Annotated in this window: 15 protein-coding genes; 7 read left to right on the top strand and 8 right to left on the bottom strand. The window is 71.7% G+C overall.

All coding sequences use genetic code 11. From position 1 onward, the window contains the following. Nucleotides 1-97: 97 nt before the first annotated feature. From ACZ7L6_RS25840 to ACZ7L6_RS25830, 3 genes are all read right to left on the bottom strand, one after another. Nucleotides 98-577, bottom strand: coding sequence for a GNAT family N-acetyltransferase (locus tag ACZ7L6_RS25840; RefSeq protein ID WP_471927742.1), 480 nt, complete (start codon nt 575-577; stop codon nt 98-100). Beyond that, nucleotides 577-990: a RidA family protein gene (locus tag ACZ7L6_RS25835; RefSeq protein ID WP_471927740.1), complete on the bottom strand. Its 414-nt coding sequence runs from the start codon at nt 988-990 to the stop codon at nt 577-579. Before ACZ7L6_RS25835 ends, ACZ7L6_RS25840 begins: the two co-directional genes overlap by 1 nt. A gap of 76 nt (nt 991-1,066) precedes the next feature. Beyond that, the gene (locus tag ACZ7L6_RS25830; protein ID WP_471927738.1) at nt 1,067-1,243 is read right to left on the bottom strand and encodes a hypothetical protein; all 177 of its coding nucleotides are present in this window, start codon (nt 1,241-1,243) and stop codon (nt 1,067-1,069) included. Between the two features lie 26 nt (nt 1,244-1,269). Between ACZ7L6_RS25830 and ACZ7L6_RS25825 the strand changes: the two genes are divergently transcribed. Then, nucleotides 1,270-2,058: a nucleotidyltransferase family protein gene (locus ACZ7L6_RS25825; protein ID WP_471927736.1), complete on the top strand. Its 789-nt coding sequence runs from the start codon at nt 1,270-1,272 to the stop codon at nt 2,056-2,058. Between the two features lie 80 nt (nt 2,059-2,138). Here the strand turns inward: ACZ7L6_RS25825 and ACZ7L6_RS25820 are convergent, their stop codons facing one another. Continuing rightward, complete coding sequence (locus tag ACZ7L6_RS25820; RefSeq protein WP_471927734.1) at nt 2,139-2,816, bottom strand: hypothetical protein; 678 nt, start codon at nt 2,814-2,816, stop codon at nt 2,139-2,141. A 267-nt stretch (nt 2,817-3,083) separates the two neighbouring features. Here ACZ7L6_RS25820 and ACZ7L6_RS25815 point away from each other — a divergent pair, with 267 nt between their 5' ends. Together ACZ7L6_RS25815 and ACZ7L6_RS25810 are read left to right on the top strand one after the other, a co-directional pair. Further along, on the top strand, nt 3,084-4,001 hold the full coding sequence (locus tag ACZ7L6_RS25815; protein ID WP_471927732.1) for a thermonuclease family protein: 918 nt from the start codon (nt 3,084-3,086) through the stop codon (nt 3,999-4,001). A gap of 148 nt (nt 4,002-4,149) precedes the next feature. Beyond that, entirely contained in the window at nt 4,150-6,084 is a 1,935-nt protein-coding gene (locus ACZ7L6_RS25810) for an FUSC family protein (protein ID WP_471927730.1), read from the top strand. A 39-nt stretch (nt 6,085-6,123) separates the two neighbouring features. On the opposite strand, the gene ACZ7L6_RS25805 is transcribed toward ACZ7L6_RS25810, so the two are convergent. Beyond that, a complete protein-coding gene (locus ACZ7L6_RS25805) occupies nt 6,124-7,116 on the bottom strand; it encodes an endonuclease/exonuclease/phosphatase family protein (RefSeq protein ID WP_471927728.1) in 993 nt (330 codons plus the stop codon). Nucleotides 7,117-7,252: 136 nt separating this feature from the next. Between ACZ7L6_RS25805 and ACZ7L6_RS25800 the strand changes: the two genes are divergently transcribed. The 4 genes from ACZ7L6_RS25800 (at nt 7,253) to ACZ7L6_RS25785 (ending at nt 10,904) form a co-directional block, all read left to right on the top strand. Further along, nucleotides 7,253-8,605, top strand: coding sequence for an amidohydrolase (locus ACZ7L6_RS25800; RefSeq protein WP_471927726.1), 1,353 nt, complete (start codon nt 7,253-7,255; stop codon nt 8,603-8,605). 10 nt (nt 8,606-8,615) lie between these two features. After that, on the top strand, nt 8,616-9,797 hold the full coding sequence (locus tag ACZ7L6_RS25795) for a cytochrome P450 family protein (protein ID WP_471927724.1): 1,182 nt from the start codon (nt 8,616-8,618) through the stop codon (nt 9,795-9,797). A 77-nt stretch (nt 9,798-9,874) separates the two neighbouring features. Beyond that, a complete protein-coding gene (locus ACZ7L6_RS25790) occupies nt 9,875-10,564 on the top strand; it encodes a DUF899 domain-containing protein (protein ID WP_471927722.1) in 690 nt (229 codons plus the stop codon). Nucleotides 10,565-10,718: 154 nt separating this feature from the next. Then, entirely contained in the window at nt 10,719-10,904 is a 186-nt protein-coding gene (locus tag ACZ7L6_RS25785; RefSeq protein ID WP_398821326.1) for a hypothetical protein, read from the top strand. Between the two features lie 135 nt (nt 10,905-11,039). On the opposite strand, the gene ACZ7L6_RS25780 is transcribed toward ACZ7L6_RS25785, so the two are convergent. The 3 genes from ACZ7L6_RS25780 to ACZ7L6_RS25770 all read right to left on the bottom strand — a co-directional run bounded on the left by ACZ7L6_RS25780 (nt 11,040) and on the right by ACZ7L6_RS25770 (nt 14,395). Beyond that, nucleotides 11,040-12,902 carry an ABC transporter ATP-binding protein gene (locus ACZ7L6_RS25780; protein ID WP_471928113.1) on the bottom strand — a complete coding sequence of 621 codons (1,863 nt, stop codon included), beginning with the start codon at nt 12,900-12,902 and terminating at the stop codon, nt 11,040-11,042. Nucleotides 12,903-13,319: 417 nt separating this feature from the next. Beyond that, nucleotides 13,320-13,754 carry a hypothetical protein gene (locus ACZ7L6_RS25775; RefSeq protein WP_471927720.1) on the bottom strand — a complete coding sequence of 145 codons (435 nt, stop codon included), beginning with the start codon at nt 13,752-13,754 and terminating at the stop codon, nt 13,320-13,322. Next, on the bottom strand, nt 13,745-14,395 hold the full coding sequence (locus ACZ7L6_RS25770; RefSeq protein ID WP_471927718.1) for an ATP-binding protein: 651 nt from the start codon (nt 14,393-14,395) through the stop codon (nt 13,745-13,747). The genes ACZ7L6_RS25775 and ACZ7L6_RS25770 overlap by 10 nt, the downstream gene beginning before the upstream one ends. Between the last annotated feature and the right edge of the window lie 226 nt (nt 14,396-14,621).

Here is a 14,621-nt window from a genome sequence, read left to right as displayed (position 1 = left end):
TCGTCGCGGGCGGGAGCCCTGTTGTCATTGCGGGCGGGAGCACCATCGCCACCCGCGACCGGGGGAGCCCTGTCACCGCCCGCGCCAGGGAGCTCTGTCACTGCCCGCGCCCGGCGGCCCTGTCACCACCAGCACGCCAGACGTACCGCACGTCCGGCTCGTGCTCCTCGTTCCCGCTGCCGTCCGTGTACTCGACGGCGACGAAGCCGTGCCGCTCATAGAAACGGTGGGCGGGCTTGTTGACCTGGAAGGTCCACACGCTCAGCCCGTCCGGGCGGCGCCCCTTCGCGAGGTCCACGAACCGGTCGCCGATGCCGCGCCCGCGCCAGTCGGGGTCGAGGTAGAGCTGGGAGAGCTGGGCGTCGTCGAGCACCATGAGACCGACGATGTGCTCGGCGGCCTCGGCCACCCAGGTCTCCTGCCGGGGAACCACCACCTCCCGGAAATACGCCCGTACCTCGTCATCGGTGTGCGCCCGGACGACCGCCGGCAGCGCGGCGGCGAACGACCGCAGCCAGACGTCCGCGACGGGACCGGCGTCGGTGAGGGTGGCGCGGCGGAGCGCGACGGAGGTCATCACCTGGAACCGTCTTCCGGTACGACGGCCGTGGTCGTGATCTCCACCAATTGCCCCGTGTATCCCAGGCAGGCAACCCCGAGAAGTGTCGACGAATGAGGACCGATGCTCAGCCCCGACGCCTCGACGACCTCCCAGACGGCGGACAGCACCGCTGTCTCACTGCTCACGACGTACACATCCGTCGACACGACGTGCGCCAAGTCGCTGCCGATGCCGCGCAGTTGCTCCTCCAGGTTGGCTATCACCTGCTCGGCCTGCCGTACGGGGTCCCCCTCACCGACGAGCTTCCCCTCGGCGTCGAGCGGCACGGCCCCGGCGAGGAAGGCGAGCTTCGTGCCGGCCTCGACGACGGAGGCGTGGGAGTAGGTGGGGGGTGGGAAGAGGGCAGGGGAGGTGACGCGCCGGATCATGAGGGCTCCTGGGTGTCCTGGATGTACTGGGTGTCCTGGGAGTTCTTGGGTGGTCGTACGACGGACAACTCGCCGATCATCCGGGCCCCGACCCCCGCCCGCATCCGAATTTCCCCCCGGCCCCGCGTACGGCATCACGCTGGTCCGCCATGCGCCGGTACTGCTCGGTCTCGCGCAGCCGCAGCCGCAGCCGCAGCCGCAGCCGCAGCCGCAGCCGCAGCCGCAACCGCCAGGCGCAATTGCGTAGAGGCACGCCACACGGCTCCGTACGCTGCCCCCATGGCCACCCCCGACGACACCGCCTTCCTCGACGCCACCGCCGACCGCCTCGCCGCCCTCCCCACTGTCCAGGCCGTCGCCCTCGGCGGTTCCCGGGCCCAGGGCACTGAACGCCCGGACAGCGACTGGGACTTGGCGATCTACTACCGAGGTGCCTTCGATCCCGCCGACCTGCGCGCGGTCGGTTGGGAGGGCGAGGTCTCCGAGATCGGCGGCTGGGGCGGCGGCGTCTTCAACGGGGGCGCCTGGCTGACGATCGAGGGCCGACGCGTCGACGTCCACTACCGCGACCTCGACGTCGTCGAGCGGGAGCTGGCGGAGGCGGAGGAGGGGCGGTTCCGGGTGGAGCCGCTGCTGTTCCATCTTGCCGGGATTCCCAGCTACTTGGTGGTGGCCGAGCTGGCCGTCAACCGGGTGCTGCGGGGCGAGCTGCCGCGGCCGGCGGGCTATCCGGAGAAGCTGCGCAGCGCGGCGAGCGAGCGCTGGTACGGCACCGCCCGAGCCACTCTGGCGTATGCCAGGGCCAACCACGCTGCGGCGGGCCGCACCACCGAGGTCGCCGGAGCCCTTGCCACGGCGGCCGCGCAGACGGGGCACGCCGTGTTGGCCGCGCGCGGGGAATGGGTGACGAACGAGAAGCGGCTACTGGAAAGGGCGGGGCTGCGAGGTGTGGACGACATCATCGCCTCATTGCCCGCGGGAGCACGTCCGGACGACCTGGCACAGGCGATCACGCAGGCCCAGGCCCTCTTCGAGTCGGCATGCCCGGAGCGGGCGAAGGGGCTCTGAGGGGGTTCTCCGGGGGTGAGACGGCATGATCGGTTCTTGAAGGCTTCTGATCGCGCCGACACGAGCCGGATGCCTCGGCATCACTGCTCCCTGGGTTGCGGAGGGTCGGTGGGGGCGAGCGTGAGCCACGCGGTCAGGGCGGCGTGCAGTTCGACGACCTCGTCACGGCGCAGCGTCGCTCCGTGGTCGAAGGCGTGCAGGCGTACGGCGTCTGTCGTGACCGAGTAGCCGACGGGGAGATTTTCTGGCCCGGTGATTCGTGCGCCCTTGGTCAGCAGGCGTCGTAGTTCGGCGGCGCGTGGTGTGAGGGTGGCGGGTGCCCGGCGTAGGGCGGGGACGGGGCCGCGGGGGCGGGTGGGGGCACCGATCGCGGTGTAGAAGGCGTGGATCGCGTCCTCGAGGTCCTGGGGCTTGGCAGGGGTGGCGCCGACGAACTCTGCGAGCAGTTCCGGGGCGGCGGGGTCCGGGAGGTGGATCGGCTTGTCGGGCAGCGGTGGTTCAACGGCCTCGAGCCGTACGCACGCAGGCGGGATCAGCACCTCGTGGTAACCACGGACCGTGTACGTGGCGTGCAGGTGCCGCAGGTCCTTCACCCGGGCGTGGACGGGGTTGTCGCCCACCGGCATCCTGGGCCGGGAGGCCCTGCCGAGCTGTCCGTAAGGCCCGCCGGCCACATGCAGCCGACCTGACTGGGTGACCAGTGCTGTGGTCTGGCGAGTGCCGTTGCCCAGCCGGTATCCGATCACCATCGTCGGCATCGACCCTCCTCTCGGCTCAGACCGTGACCGTACCGAGTCCTCCGGGGCCCGGACCTCGCTTCACCGAAGCTGACCATGTCGCTCAACGTCCAGCGCGTTTGCAGTCGCTTCCCACTCGACCTTTGGGCGCTTCCACGGCGTCAACGGTTCCGCACCCAGTTGGGGGCTCTACCAAATGGGCTCAAATGGTGCGAGAGTTTCGTTCACAGCAGTTCGTCTAGATCATTACGTGGGCAGTCGTGTCCACCCCCTCCTTCGGAGGGCTGCATGAGTCCCTCACCTCGCCCCGACCCGGACGCCTGGCGTCGACAGGTCGAGCCGCCGCGCCTACGGCGCTCTCGACTCCTCAAACACCCCTGGATCACCGTGGTCGTGGTGCTTCTCGGCCTCTTCGTCGGCTTCGGCGCCCTGGGCTCGCTCATGCAAGGAGAGGACCGCAAGCCCACCGCCTCCCGGAACGCCCCCACCGACGTCCCGACGGACAAGCCACCGACCCCCTCCACCACGCGGACACAGCCGTCGACCGCCCCCCGCGCCGCCACCGGGCAGCCGACCACGAAGCCCCCGGCCAAGCCGCCGCCGGGTGTGGTGGTGCTGCGCGTCATCGACGGCGACACCATCGAAGTGCGCGGCGACGGCCGCATCGTGCCGAAGGGTGACGTCGTCCGTGTGCGTCTGCTGGAGATCGACACGCCGGAGCGCGGCGACTGCTTCGCGGGTGCCGCGACCGCCCGCACCAAGGCACTTCTGCCGCCGGGCAGCAACGCCCGCATCGAACGCGATGCCGACCTGACCGACCGCTACGACCGCTACCTGCTCTACGTCTGGAACGCCAAGGGCGTCTTCGTCAACGAGTCCCTCGTCCGCAGCGGTCACGCCGAGGCGGTCCTCTACCCGCCCAACGACAAGCACTGGCCCAAGATCTCCCGCGCCGAGGACACCGCCCGGCAGTCCGGAGCCGGCCTGTGGACCGTCTGTGGCACCGACACTCCCGAACCGGCAGCACCGGACAACCCAGAGCCCGCGGTCCCTGACACGCCGACCAACCCCGGCCTGCCCGCCGGGCCTCCTGCTGGTGTCCCCGACGTGGACTGCTCGGACCTGTCCGGCCCTGTCTGGGTCGGCGACAACGACCCGCACCGGCTCGACCGCGACGGTGACGGCATCGGCTGCGACAGCAACTGAGCGACCCGGCCCCGTTCACCGACTTGCGTTCATAAAGAACGTGGCCTTTCCAAGCATCGTCACATCCCCGAAACACCAACGTCCCATCCCCTCCAAGACTCCTCCCTACCGTGGACACCACACCGCAGAGCCCGGCCACCGTCGCCCGATGGCACACCCCCGCCCTCGCCCCGACAGGAGCCCCGTGTCCCGCCCGGCCCGCCCCACCCGCACCGCCGCCGTCCCCCGACCGCACCTCCCGCCCTGGCTCGCCCACACCCTCCGCGCCCAGCGCGGTCCCGTCCCCTGGAGTGCGGTCACGCGGGGAGCGTTGGCCGCCGGCCCCCTGCTTCTCGGCGCCGTACTCACCGGCCACACCACCCTCGGCGTCGTAGCCGCCATCGCCGCCATGCTGGCCGGGATCAACGACCGTCCCGGCAGCCGCCGTTCCTCCGTCAAGCGGCTCGGGGTGCCCGCGCTGGCGGGCGCGGCGGGGCTGTTGGTCGGGACGTATGCCGGGGACCAGGTCGGGGCCGTTCCGCTCACCCTTCTTCTGACCGGCCTTGGGCTCTTCGCGGGTGGCATCAGTGCCGTCGGGCCGGTCGCCTCCGGTGCCGGTACGCAGCTTCTCGTCGCCGCTGCCATCGGGGCCGGGATGCCGTTGCCCGAGAGCGGGTGGCTGAGGGCGCTCGCGTACCTCGCGGGGGCGGCGTGGCTGCTCGCGTTGCGGCTCGTGCTGCCCACGCCGGGCTCCCTCGCCGGGGACTTCCGGTTCGACGGGGAGCGGGACGCGGTGGCGGCGGTGTACGACGCCGTCGCCGAGCTTCTCGATGCCGTGGGGACCGCCGGCGCCACCGCCCGCCGCGCCGCGCTCACCGCCGCCCTCGATCACGCGCAGGACGCCCTCACCGGGCCCCGGCTGCGGCGCTACGCCTCCTCGTCCACCGAGCGGCGGCTGCACGCGCAGTACGCCGCCGCGTTGCCGCTCGCCGAGGCGGCCACCGCGCTCGCCTGGGCCGGCGAACCGGTGCCCGCCCGGGCCTCGGAAGGCCCCCGGCGCCTCGCCGCCGCCGTACGCGACAACACGCACACCGGCCCTCTCCCCGCGCCCTCCCGTTCCGCACCAGCCCTGCGCGCCCTCGACGACGCCCTGCTGCGTGGCGCCGAGGCCTTCGACCGGGGCAGGGGCGACAGCGACGACCTGCATACCCGGCGTCGTACGGCCAAGGATCTCGTCCGTTCCGTGTTCGGGGCCGGCGGGCGGGAGTACGGGCTCCGGGTCGCCCTCTGCTTCGGAGCCAGCGCCGCCATCGCGCAGGCCCTGCACCACGCCCGGTGGTACGGGCAGCACGAGCACTGGTACTGGCTCCCGGCCACCGCCGTCTTCCTGGTCAAGCCCGACCTGGGGCCCCTCGCGTCCCGGGTGCTGTGCCGGGCCGCGGGCACCGTGCTGGGAGCCCTTGTCTTCGCCGGGTTCGCGGCCGCGCTGCCCCGGCCGGAAGGGCTCATCGCGCTCGTCGCCGTCAGCGGCGCCCTCATCCCCGTCGCCACGCGGCACTTCGCCGCCCAGACCGCCGTGGTGACGGTCCTCGTGCTCGCCCTGGTCATGGTGGGCGGGGAGCCGCAGGCATCCGTCAGCCGGATCGGGGAGACCCTGCTGGCCTGCGCGATCGTGCTCGTCGTCGGGCATCTGCCGATGCCGGGGCAGCGGGGAGGGGGAGTGCGGGCGCGGCTCGGCGCGGCCGGTCGGGCGGCGCACGCCTACCTCGCCCATGTGCTGAGCGAGTCCGACGACCGTGCCGCCCGCTGGACCCTGCGCCGGGAGGCCTACCGGGCGCTCGCCGAGGCCCGTACCGCCATCGCCGTCGCCTCCGCCGAACTGCCCGCGCTCGCCCGGCACGCGGAGGGCGCCGACGAGGTGGCCGCCCTGCTCGAACGGCTCGTCGACACCACTACCGCGTGCGCCGTGCACCTCGACGACACCGGCCGGCTCACGCCCCGGCACACCGAGCGGCTCGCCGAACTGCTGGATGAGCTCCACGCGCGCGGGGAGCGGGCCGGGGTACGGGTTCCCGACGTCCCTCAGGTGCGTCTCGCAGGCTGACGCCGCCCGCCCCGTCGCCTTCGCCCCTGTTCCGTCGCGTCAGTCGATCCGTATCCACACCGGCGCATGGTCCGACCCCGGCGTTCCGACCCGGTCCGTGGGGTCCTCGCCGACGGACGGGAGTTCGAGGGACTCCTCCTGCAGGGCGGGCAGGCCCGTCCCCGCACCTGACTCCTTGGGGAGGCGACGGGCGATCCGATGACTCACCAGGACGTGGTCGATCAGCTCGGCGCGCCCGAAGCTGATGCGGGAGAAGCGCCGCTTGGCGAGGATGCGCGGGGCCACGTTCCACAGCCGGAACGGATCGCCCAGGTCGGGCTTCAGGAACGCGCGTTCCCTGTCGAGCTCGGAGCCGGGAGGGCCGAGCAGGATCTGCGTGGTCGCGGCGTGCACCACGTCGTTCATGTCGCCGAGGACCACCACGTCCCGTTCGCGTCCGTCGCCGTCCAGCAGATCGTCCGCGAGGGCGCGCAGGGTCACCGCCTCGGCGGCCCGCCGGTAGAGGGCGTAGGCGCCGAAGCGGGCCCGTTCTGCCTCGTCGTGCGGATGGAAGCGCTTCTTGTCGCCGTTGGCCGGGTAGGTCAGCAGCTTCGACTTGAGATGGGCGACGGCCACCCGCAGGGGACCGCCGTCGCCGTCCAGCTCCACCGCCAGGAATCCGCGGCTGGTCTCCTTGTCGTGCTCGCCGGGCAGTACGCCGTCGTCGCTCTGCACGGGCCGCAGCTTGTCCGCGAACAGCCGCGTGTCGTGCGTGACGCGTATCGGCGTGCGGCTGATGAAGCCGACGCGGATGCCCCGACGGTCCCGGTGCCGGGAGAGGGCGGTGTGCCACTGGCCGCCCACGGCGTCGACCAGGTCGTTGAGCGCCTCCTTCTGCTTGACCTCCTGGACGCCCAGCAGCATCGGGTCGAGCGCGGTGATCACGGAGGCGAGGGCCTCCACCTTCGCCTCGTACTCGGCCTGGGACTTGGGGGCGCCCTGTTCGTCGCCCGGCAGCATCAGATTCTCGAGATTCCACGTACCGAGGAGCATGTGGGCCCCTTCCAGGAAGCCGTACGGCGGGCTGTGGTGAGGCCAGCGTGCACGTGCCCGCGTCGCCGGGACAGCGCGGCGACGGGATGCACGGTTCACCCCCTCCGAGGGCATGACCGCGCCGTACGGTGCGTGTATGACGCCTTCTCCCGCCGGTCTCATCATCACCCGATGCACGGTTCTCACGCACGACGATCATGAGCGGATCGGGTTCGCCGAGGACGCCGCGATCGTGGTGCGGGACGGGGTCGTCGAGGCGGTGATCAGCACTACGGAGGCCGAGGGCCTGCCCGCGGCCGAGCGCATCGACGCGCGCGGCCAGGTCGCCCTTCCCGGCCTGATCAACTGCCATACGCATGCCCCGATGGCCGCCCTGCGCGGGGTCGCCGAGGACCTGCCGACCGAGGAGTGGTTCAACGACGTTGTCTGGCCCGTCGAGTCCAACCTCACCGAGAAGGACGTCGAGTTGGGGGCGTGGCTCGCCTGCGCCGAGATGATCCGCGGCGGGGTCACCTGCTTCGCCGACCACTACTTCTCGATGGACGCGGTCGCCGCCGTCGTGGAGGAGTGCGGGATGCGGGCGCACCTCGGGGAGGCCTACTTCTCCTCCCAGGGTCCGCAGGGGCGGGAGCGGTCACTGGGGTTCGCGCTACGGCATCGCGGCGGCGCCGGCGGCCGTATCACCACCGCGCTCGCCCCGCACGCCCCCTACACCGTCGACGACGCCGACCTCGCCGCCACCGCCGAACTCGCCCGCGAGCACGGCCTCCCCGTCCACCTCCACGCCTCCGAGAACCGCGACCAGGCCGACACCAGCCTCGCCCGCCACGGCGTCACCCCCATCGAAGTCCTGGCACGGACCGGACTCCTCGACAACGACCTCCTCATCGCCCACGGCACCGGCATCCTCGACCGCGACCTGCCCGTCCTCGCCGGCGCCTCCGGCCGTATCGCCGTCGCCACCGCGCCCCGCGGCTACCTCAAGTTCGCCTGGCCCACCACCACACCCGTACGCGCCCTGCACGACCTCGGCATCCCCGTCGGCCTCGCCACGGACGGTGCCGCGTCCAACAACTCCCTCGACGTGTGGGAGTCGATGGCCCTCACCGCCCTCATCCAGAAGTCGACCACCGGCGACCCGCGCTGGCTGACGTCCCGCCAAGCACTGCACCACGCCACCCTGCAGAGCGCCCGCGCCGTCGGACTCGGTGACGTCGTCGGCAGCATCGCACCCGGCCGCCGCGCCGACATCATCCTGGTCGACCTCACGGGCCCGCACACCCAGCCCGTCCACGACCTCCCCGCCACCCTCGTCCACAGCGCCCGCTCCTCCGACGTCCGCACGACGATCGTCGACGGGCGGGTGCTGATGCGCGACAGGGAACTGCTGACGATCGATGTACCGGCCGTCGTAGGGGAGTTGGAGGAGCGGATGCCCGCGTTGCTGGACCGGAGTCACGGCAAGCGGATCCAGGACTACGACACATAGGCTGATCCCCATGGATCCCGCCGACGGCCTCCTCGACCACCCCCATGACGTGTACCGGCGGCTGCGCGACACCGCGCCGGTGCATCGCATCGCCGGCACCGACGGCAACCCCGCGTGGGTCGTCACCCGGTACCAGGACGTACGCGAGGCCCTGACCGACCCGCGGCTGTCCGTGGACAAGAGGCATGCGAAGGAAGGCAACTACCAGGGCCTGTCCCTGCCGCCAGCCCTCGATGCCAACCTCCTCAACATGGAGGCGTCCGACCACACCCGCATCCGCCGGCTGGTCGTCCGGGCCTTCACCCCGCGCCGTGTCGAACGGCTTCGCGTGCCCGTTCGTGAGACCGCCGACCGCCTGCTCGACGCCCTCGGCCCGCACGGCACCACCGATCTGATCGCCTCCTACGCGGCGCCCCTCCCCATCACCGTCATCTGCGACCTCCTGGGTGTCCCGGACCGGCACCGACGCGACTTCCGGGTGTGGACCGACACACTCGTGGCCCCCGACCCGACACGCCCGCAGGACGCGAAGCGAGCGGTGACGGCGATGCTCGGCTTCTTCGGCGACCTCCTCGCGGACAAGCGGAAGGAGCCCGCCGACGACCTGCTCTCGGACCTGATCGCGGTCCGGGACGAGGGCGACCGGCTGAGCGAGGACGAGCTGATGTCCCTCGCCTTCCTCATCCTCTTCGCCGGGTACGAGAACACCGTGCAGCTCATCGGAAACGCCGTGCTGGCGCTGCTCCAGCACCCCGAGCAGCTCGCTGCCCTGCGCGAGAACCCCGCGCGACTTCCCGCCGCCGCCGAGGAGTTCAGCCGCTACGAGGGCCCCGCCCTGCTCGCCATCCGCCGCTTTCCCACGGAGGACATCACCATCGGCGGCGTCACCGTCCCCGCAGGCGAGACCGTCCTGCTGTCCCTGGCCGCCGCCAACCGTGACCCCGCCCGCTTCCCCGACCCCGACCGCCTCGACCTCTCCCGCGACGCCTCCGGACATCTCGCCCTCGGCCACGGCATCCACTACTGCCTGGGCGCACCCCTGGCCCGCGCCGAGACCGAGATCGCCCTGGCCGCCCTCCTGGAACGGTTCCCCGAACTCACCCTCGCGGACAGGGACATCCGGTGGCGCCCCTCGCTGCGCGCGCGTGGCCTTCTCTCGCTGCCGGTGTCGTACTCCGGGAAAACCTCCTGAAATTCTCTCGCCCGGCGATGAGTTCCTCCCCTCCCACCGGTCACCACCCTGAACGGACCGTCGTACAGGAGGGGCCCATGTCGCTTCCGGAGATCGTCTCGCGCGAGCAGTGGCGGGCTGCACGCGAGGAACTGCTGGTCAAGGAGAAGGCGGCCACGCGCGCGCGGGACGCCCTCAACGCCGAGCGGCGCAGACTGCCCATGGTCGAGGTCGAGGAGGAGTACGTCTTCGAGGGCGGCGACGGCAAGGCCACGCTGCTCGACCTCTTCGAGGAGCGGCACCAACTCGTCGTCTACCACTTCATGTTCGCCCCCGAATGGGACGCCGGCTGCCGCAGCTGCTCCGGGTTCCTGGACCAGATCGGGCACTTGGCGCACCTCCACGCGCGCGGCACGACGCTGGTCGCCGTCTCCAGGGCGCCGTACCCGAAGATCCTGCCGTTCAAGGCGCGCATGGGCTGGACGGTGCCCTGGTACTCGTCGTACGGCAGTGACTTCAACCACGCCTTCGAGGCGACCCTGGAGCACGAGGGCGAGCTGGTGGAGCGGCCCGGCGTGAGCTGTTTCCTGCGGGACCGGGAGCGGGTCTTCCACACCTACTCCACCTACGAGCGCGGCCTCGACGGGCTGGGTTCGACCACCGGCTTCCTGGACCTCACCGCGCTGGGCCGGCAGGAGGAGTGGGAGGAGCCCAAGGGGCGCGCGTCGGCTCTTGGGGCGCCTGCGGGAAGTGAGCACATCCGCTATCACGATGAGTACGAGGACTGACACGACACGTAACGTTTGATCATCGAGAGTGAGCAAGTGCTCACACATCGCGGTGAACGAGTGTCAACTACGTCTCAGTCCCGTCACCGGGCGAGGCGTTTCCCCTCCGGCAGGCGTTAACTCCTACAAGTACAACGCCTACTGGAGGTGCGAGATGGTGAACGGGCGAACAGTGCTCGAACGCTTTCCCGCGGGCGGGCCGCGAGGATCGTGGCCGGCGGAGGAGTTCGCGCACGCGCGGCGGATGGAAGGTCTGCCCGCGGAGGTCGTCATGGACCTCGCGACGGACGCGTTCCTGGTGATCGTCCGCGGCGAGGCCACGGCTGACGCCGCCGCGTGAGACGAGAGCGGCCCGACGTGCGGTCGGGCCCCGGGGCTGCGGCCCGCCGTCCGGTCGGGCCCTGGGGCTGATCGGCCCGCCGCGAGCGCGGCCCTCGTGCCGACCGGCCCGCCTCAAGGCAGGGCCCCATCCTGATCAGCCCGCCTTCGGAGCAGGCACCCGTGCCGTGAACTGCTCCGCCTGGAGCGAGTACAGCTCCGCGTAGACCCCGCCGGTGGCCAGCAGCTCGTCCGGTGTGCCGGACTCCACGAGCCTGCCCTGGTCGAGGACGTGCACAAGATCGGCATGGCGTACGGACGCCAGCCGGTGGGTGATCAGGACGACCGTCTGACCGGCCGAGGCCAGGGCGCGGATCTTCTCGAAGACCTCCAGCTCGGCCCGTGCGTCCAGGGCCGCCGTCGGCTCGTCCACGATCAGGATGCGGCCGCGCCGGTAGGCGGCCCGGGCGATCCCGAGCCGCTGCCACTGCCCGCCGGACAGCTCGTGCCCGCCGCTGAACTGCCGGGCCAGCAGGGTGTCCAGGCCGCGCGGCAGATCGGCGACCACGTCCTCGGCCCCGGCCTCGGCGAGCGAGGCGGCCAGACGCTCCTCGGTGAGGGGTGCGGAGGAGCGGCCGACGGCGACGTTGACCCTGGCCGTGAACGGCCAGCGCTTGAAGTCCTGGGCCACCATCGCGATGCGTTCGGCGAGCTGGTGCCGGTCGGCGGTGGCCGCGTCGACGCCGTCCCAGAGGATGCGGCCCCGGTCCGGTGTGTAGAGGCCCGCCAGCAGTTTCACCAGCGTGGTCTTCCCGGAACCGTTCTCGCCGACCAGGGCGACGATCCGGCCGAGCGGAAGGGTGAGCGTGACGTCGTCGAGGGCGGGGCGGGCGGATTCGCCGGGGTAGGAGAAGCTGACGTTCTCGAAGCGGATCTCCTCCGGGTCCTCGGGCAACGGGGCCCCGCCGACCGGAATCGCCCGCTCGGCCGCCTCGACGTACAGCCGCTGCAGGTCGCCCACGAAGAGGGCCTCCTCGTGCAGGGCGTTGACCTCCAGGACCAGACTGTCGAGGCTCGACGAGCCGGTGCGGATGGCGATCACGGCCGTACCCGCCACGGAGAGCGCCATGGCGCCGGCGAGCAGCAGGCCGCCCAGCGTGGCGTACGTCGCGACGGTCGCGAGCCCCGTCCACACCGCCGCGATGAGCCCCGTACGCGCCGCCAGCCGGGCCAGCCGGGCCTGCTCCGCCTCCGCGGTCTCCGACATGGCCCGGTAGTGACGCAGCAGGAAGGGCCCGACGCCGTGGACCCGGATCTCGGGCGCGGCGGCGGGCTCGGTCAGCAGCCCGCTGATCAGATGGCCGGCGCGGGAGTGCTGCACCCAGGTGTGGAACGACTCGTAGCGGCGCCGGGCGTTGGTCAGGGCGCTCCAGGCGCTGGGCAGGGTCATGGTGGCGAGCAGGGGCAGCAGGGCGGGGTGCAGCACGGTGAGCACACCCGCGGCGGCGATGAGCGAGATGGCCGCGTTCACGACACGTGTGCTGTACGAGATCATGCGGCGGGCCGACGCTGCGCCGTACTGCGCGGTGTCCAGCAGCTTGTGGAAGGCGTGGTCCTCGATCGCGGCGAGCTCCACGGCCGCCGCCCGTTCCAGATACAGCTCGGTGGCGACCCGCTCCACCTTGGGCTCCAGACGCCCGGTGGCGTAGGTCGACGCTGCCCGCAGCAGCGTCGAGACCACCATCACGGCAGCCATGGCGGCGAGCGCGGGAACGGCACCGCGCAACCGCTCCTCCAGCGCCCCGCCTGCCATGATCCGCCCCAGCACACTGTTGACGGCGAGTAGCGCCACCGCCTGTGCCAGTCCCCGGACCACCTCGGCACCCAGCACGGTCCGCGCGGCACGCCGATCGGCCTGCCAGGCCAGCCGGAAGCTGGACGCCAACAGTGAGGGCAACCGCGTCACCATGGCCCGGAAGTTCAACTCCAGAAAGGCGTCCCGGTGCTGATTCCAGCCCATGTCGTACCGCAGGGCACCCCCGAACAACAGCCGCTCCGACTCGGACACCTCGGCCGCGACCTCACCGGAACGACGCTTCTTCCCCACCACTCGGCCTCCCCCGACCGTCACTCGTGACGGAGGGCCACTATGGCGGGGCGGGCCGGTTCGGGGGAGGGCGCGAGTGGGGGGCGGGGGTGCGCGCGGGCGTGCGCCGCGTTTCGGCGGACGGGGGAGGGGGAGCGCCGTCCGGGTTGCGGATGTCCTGCGGGTTGCGGATGTCCTGCGGGTGCGGGGCTGTGGGTGGTTGCTCGCGCAGTTCCCCGCGCCCCTTGGGGCGTTCGCGCGACGGGCCACTTTTCGGCGCCGGTCACGGCATTCCAGCCCTCCGAAGTTCGAGGACGAGCACAGCCATCCCAAACGGCCCCCGGCGGAGCCTCACGCGCTGAGCTGGCGCGACCAGGTCGGCGTAGTCCCCGTAATCCGGCACAGCGCCAGATACAGCGGGATCGGCGGCGTGTACGGCACCGTCCCGTCCGGCCGGTGGATCAGGCGAGGCGTGTCCAGGACCATGGCCCCCGTCGTGTACCGGACAGACTCCGGCCACTCCAACGCGTAGTCGGAGTCGGACGGCACGATCCACCACCAGTGCGACTCGTCGGCGTAGACACACCCCACGCGAGGCAACCGCGGCAGAACGAGAGGCCCGAAGCGGGCGGGAACCGCGACCGCGTCGCAGCCCAGAGGAGCCGTCATCCCGTCGGGGACGGGCAGCCGCCGAGGCCCGTCAGCGGTGCGCAGGCCACGACGGAGCCGGACCAGCGTGTCCAGGTTCAGCACCTGACCCACGCCGGAGGCGCGGCTCACAGCCATCCGGACCCCGTTCCCCTGCCGTACCGCCCCTGCGCCTCGTCCTCGTCACCGGAGTCCCCGGACGGCCCCGGCTTGGGCCGGGACCCCCATCCGAGGTCGTTGCACGGCTCGCCGCCCCGGTGAAAGTCGCCGCGGGAGGCCCCCCGGAACGCGGCCCCACGCGGCAGATCCACCCACACCACCAGCCCGGACCCCTGCTCATGAGCCCCCCACGCATGGCAGAGGGCGTCGACGAGGAGCAGTCCCCTCCCGTGCTCCTCCTCGGGCCGCGCCGCCAACGGGTGCGGCTCGCCCGGAGCGCACCCCTCGTCACGCACGGCTATACGCACCAGCTCGGCGCCGTCGTGCAGCTCGCACACGATGTGCTCACTGGCGGTGTGCACGATCGCGTTGGTGACCAGCTCGGACACGACGAGAGCCGCCGTGTCGCAGGTGTCCTCGCACACCGACCAGCCGCCCAGTCGAGCCCTGGTCAGGCGTCTGGCCTGCGCGGGAGAACCCGGATGCGCGGCCAGTTCGAAGCGGAACCGGCGCTCGGCGGCGGTGCCCCGCTGGGGCCCGACTGCCGGGGCGGCACCGAGGTCGTGGGGGACCGCGGCGGCGTCTGTTCCTAAGGGCGGGGACGGAATCACGCTTGCCACTATCGCCCCGTCGTGAACACTTGGCAAGAGTCACTCTGAAAATTGCAGAGTGCTGTGTGACTCTCTGGAAGGCCGTGGCACACTGCTCGCAACAGCATGTCGAACGGCGCCAGTTGGGATCACCGAAGATCCACCCGCGATCTTCGAATAGGTCTTCGAATGGCGCCGTCGGTCTGTCAGGGTTCAGTTGGCCTGTAAAGGTCGGTTGGCCTGTCAAGGTTCAGCC

This window comes from Streptomyces sp. NPDC107522, from assembly GCF_055657525.1.
The sequence above is the reverse complement of the archived record's forward strand: the minus strand, read 5'-3'. Positions and strand labels throughout refer to the sequence as shown.

Coding starts and splice junctions, on each gene's coding strand:
- ACZ7L6_RS25840 (WP_471927742.1), bottom strand. CDS start 577: ATGACCTCCGTCGCGCTCCGCCGCGCCACCCTCACCGACGCCGGTCCC.
- ACZ7L6_RS25835 (WP_471927740.1), bottom strand. CDS start 990: ATGATCCGGCGCGTCACCTCCCCTGCCCTCTTCCCACCCCCCACCTAC.
- ACZ7L6_RS25825 (WP_471927736.1), top strand. CDS start 1,270: ATGGCCACCCCCGACGACACCGCCTTCCTCGACGCCACCGCCGACCGC.
- ACZ7L6_RS25820 (WP_471927734.1), bottom strand. CDS start 2,816: ATGCCGACGATGGTGATCGGATACCGGCTGGGCAACGGCACTCGCCAG.
- ACZ7L6_RS25815 (WP_471927732.1), top strand. CDS start 3,084: ATGAGTCCCTCACCTCGCCCCGACCCGGACGCCTGGCGTCGACAGGTC.
- ACZ7L6_RS25810 (WP_471927730.1), top strand. CDS start 4,150: ATGGCACACCCCCGCCCTCGCCCCGACAGGAGCCCCGTGTCCCGCCCG.
- ACZ7L6_RS25805 (WP_471927728.1), bottom strand. CDS start 7,116: ATGCTCCTCGGTACGTGGAATCTCGAGAATCTGATGCTGCCGGGCGAC.
- ACZ7L6_RS25800 (WP_471927726.1), top strand. CDS start 7,253: ATGACGCCTTCTCCCGCCGGTCTCATCATCACCCGATGCACGGTTCTC.
- ACZ7L6_RS25795 (WP_471927724.1), top strand. CDS start 8,616: ATGGATCCCGCCGACGGCCTCCTCGACCACCCCCATGACGTGTACCGG.
- ACZ7L6_RS25790 (WP_471927722.1), top strand. CDS start 9,875: ATGTCGCTTCCGGAGATCGTCTCGCGCGAGCAGTGGCGGGCTGCACGC.
- ACZ7L6_RS25785 (WP_398821326.1), top strand. CDS start 10,719: ATGGTGAACGGGCGAACAGTGCTCGAACGCTTTCCCGCGGGCGGGCCG.
- ACZ7L6_RS25780 (WP_471928113.1), bottom strand. CDS start 12,902: ATGGGCTGGAATCAGCACCGGGACGCCTTTCTGGAGTTGAACTTCCGG.
- ACZ7L6_RS25775 (WP_471927720.1), bottom strand. CDS start 13,754: ATGGCTGTGAGCCGCGCCTCCGGCGTGGGTCAGGTGCTGAACCTGGAC.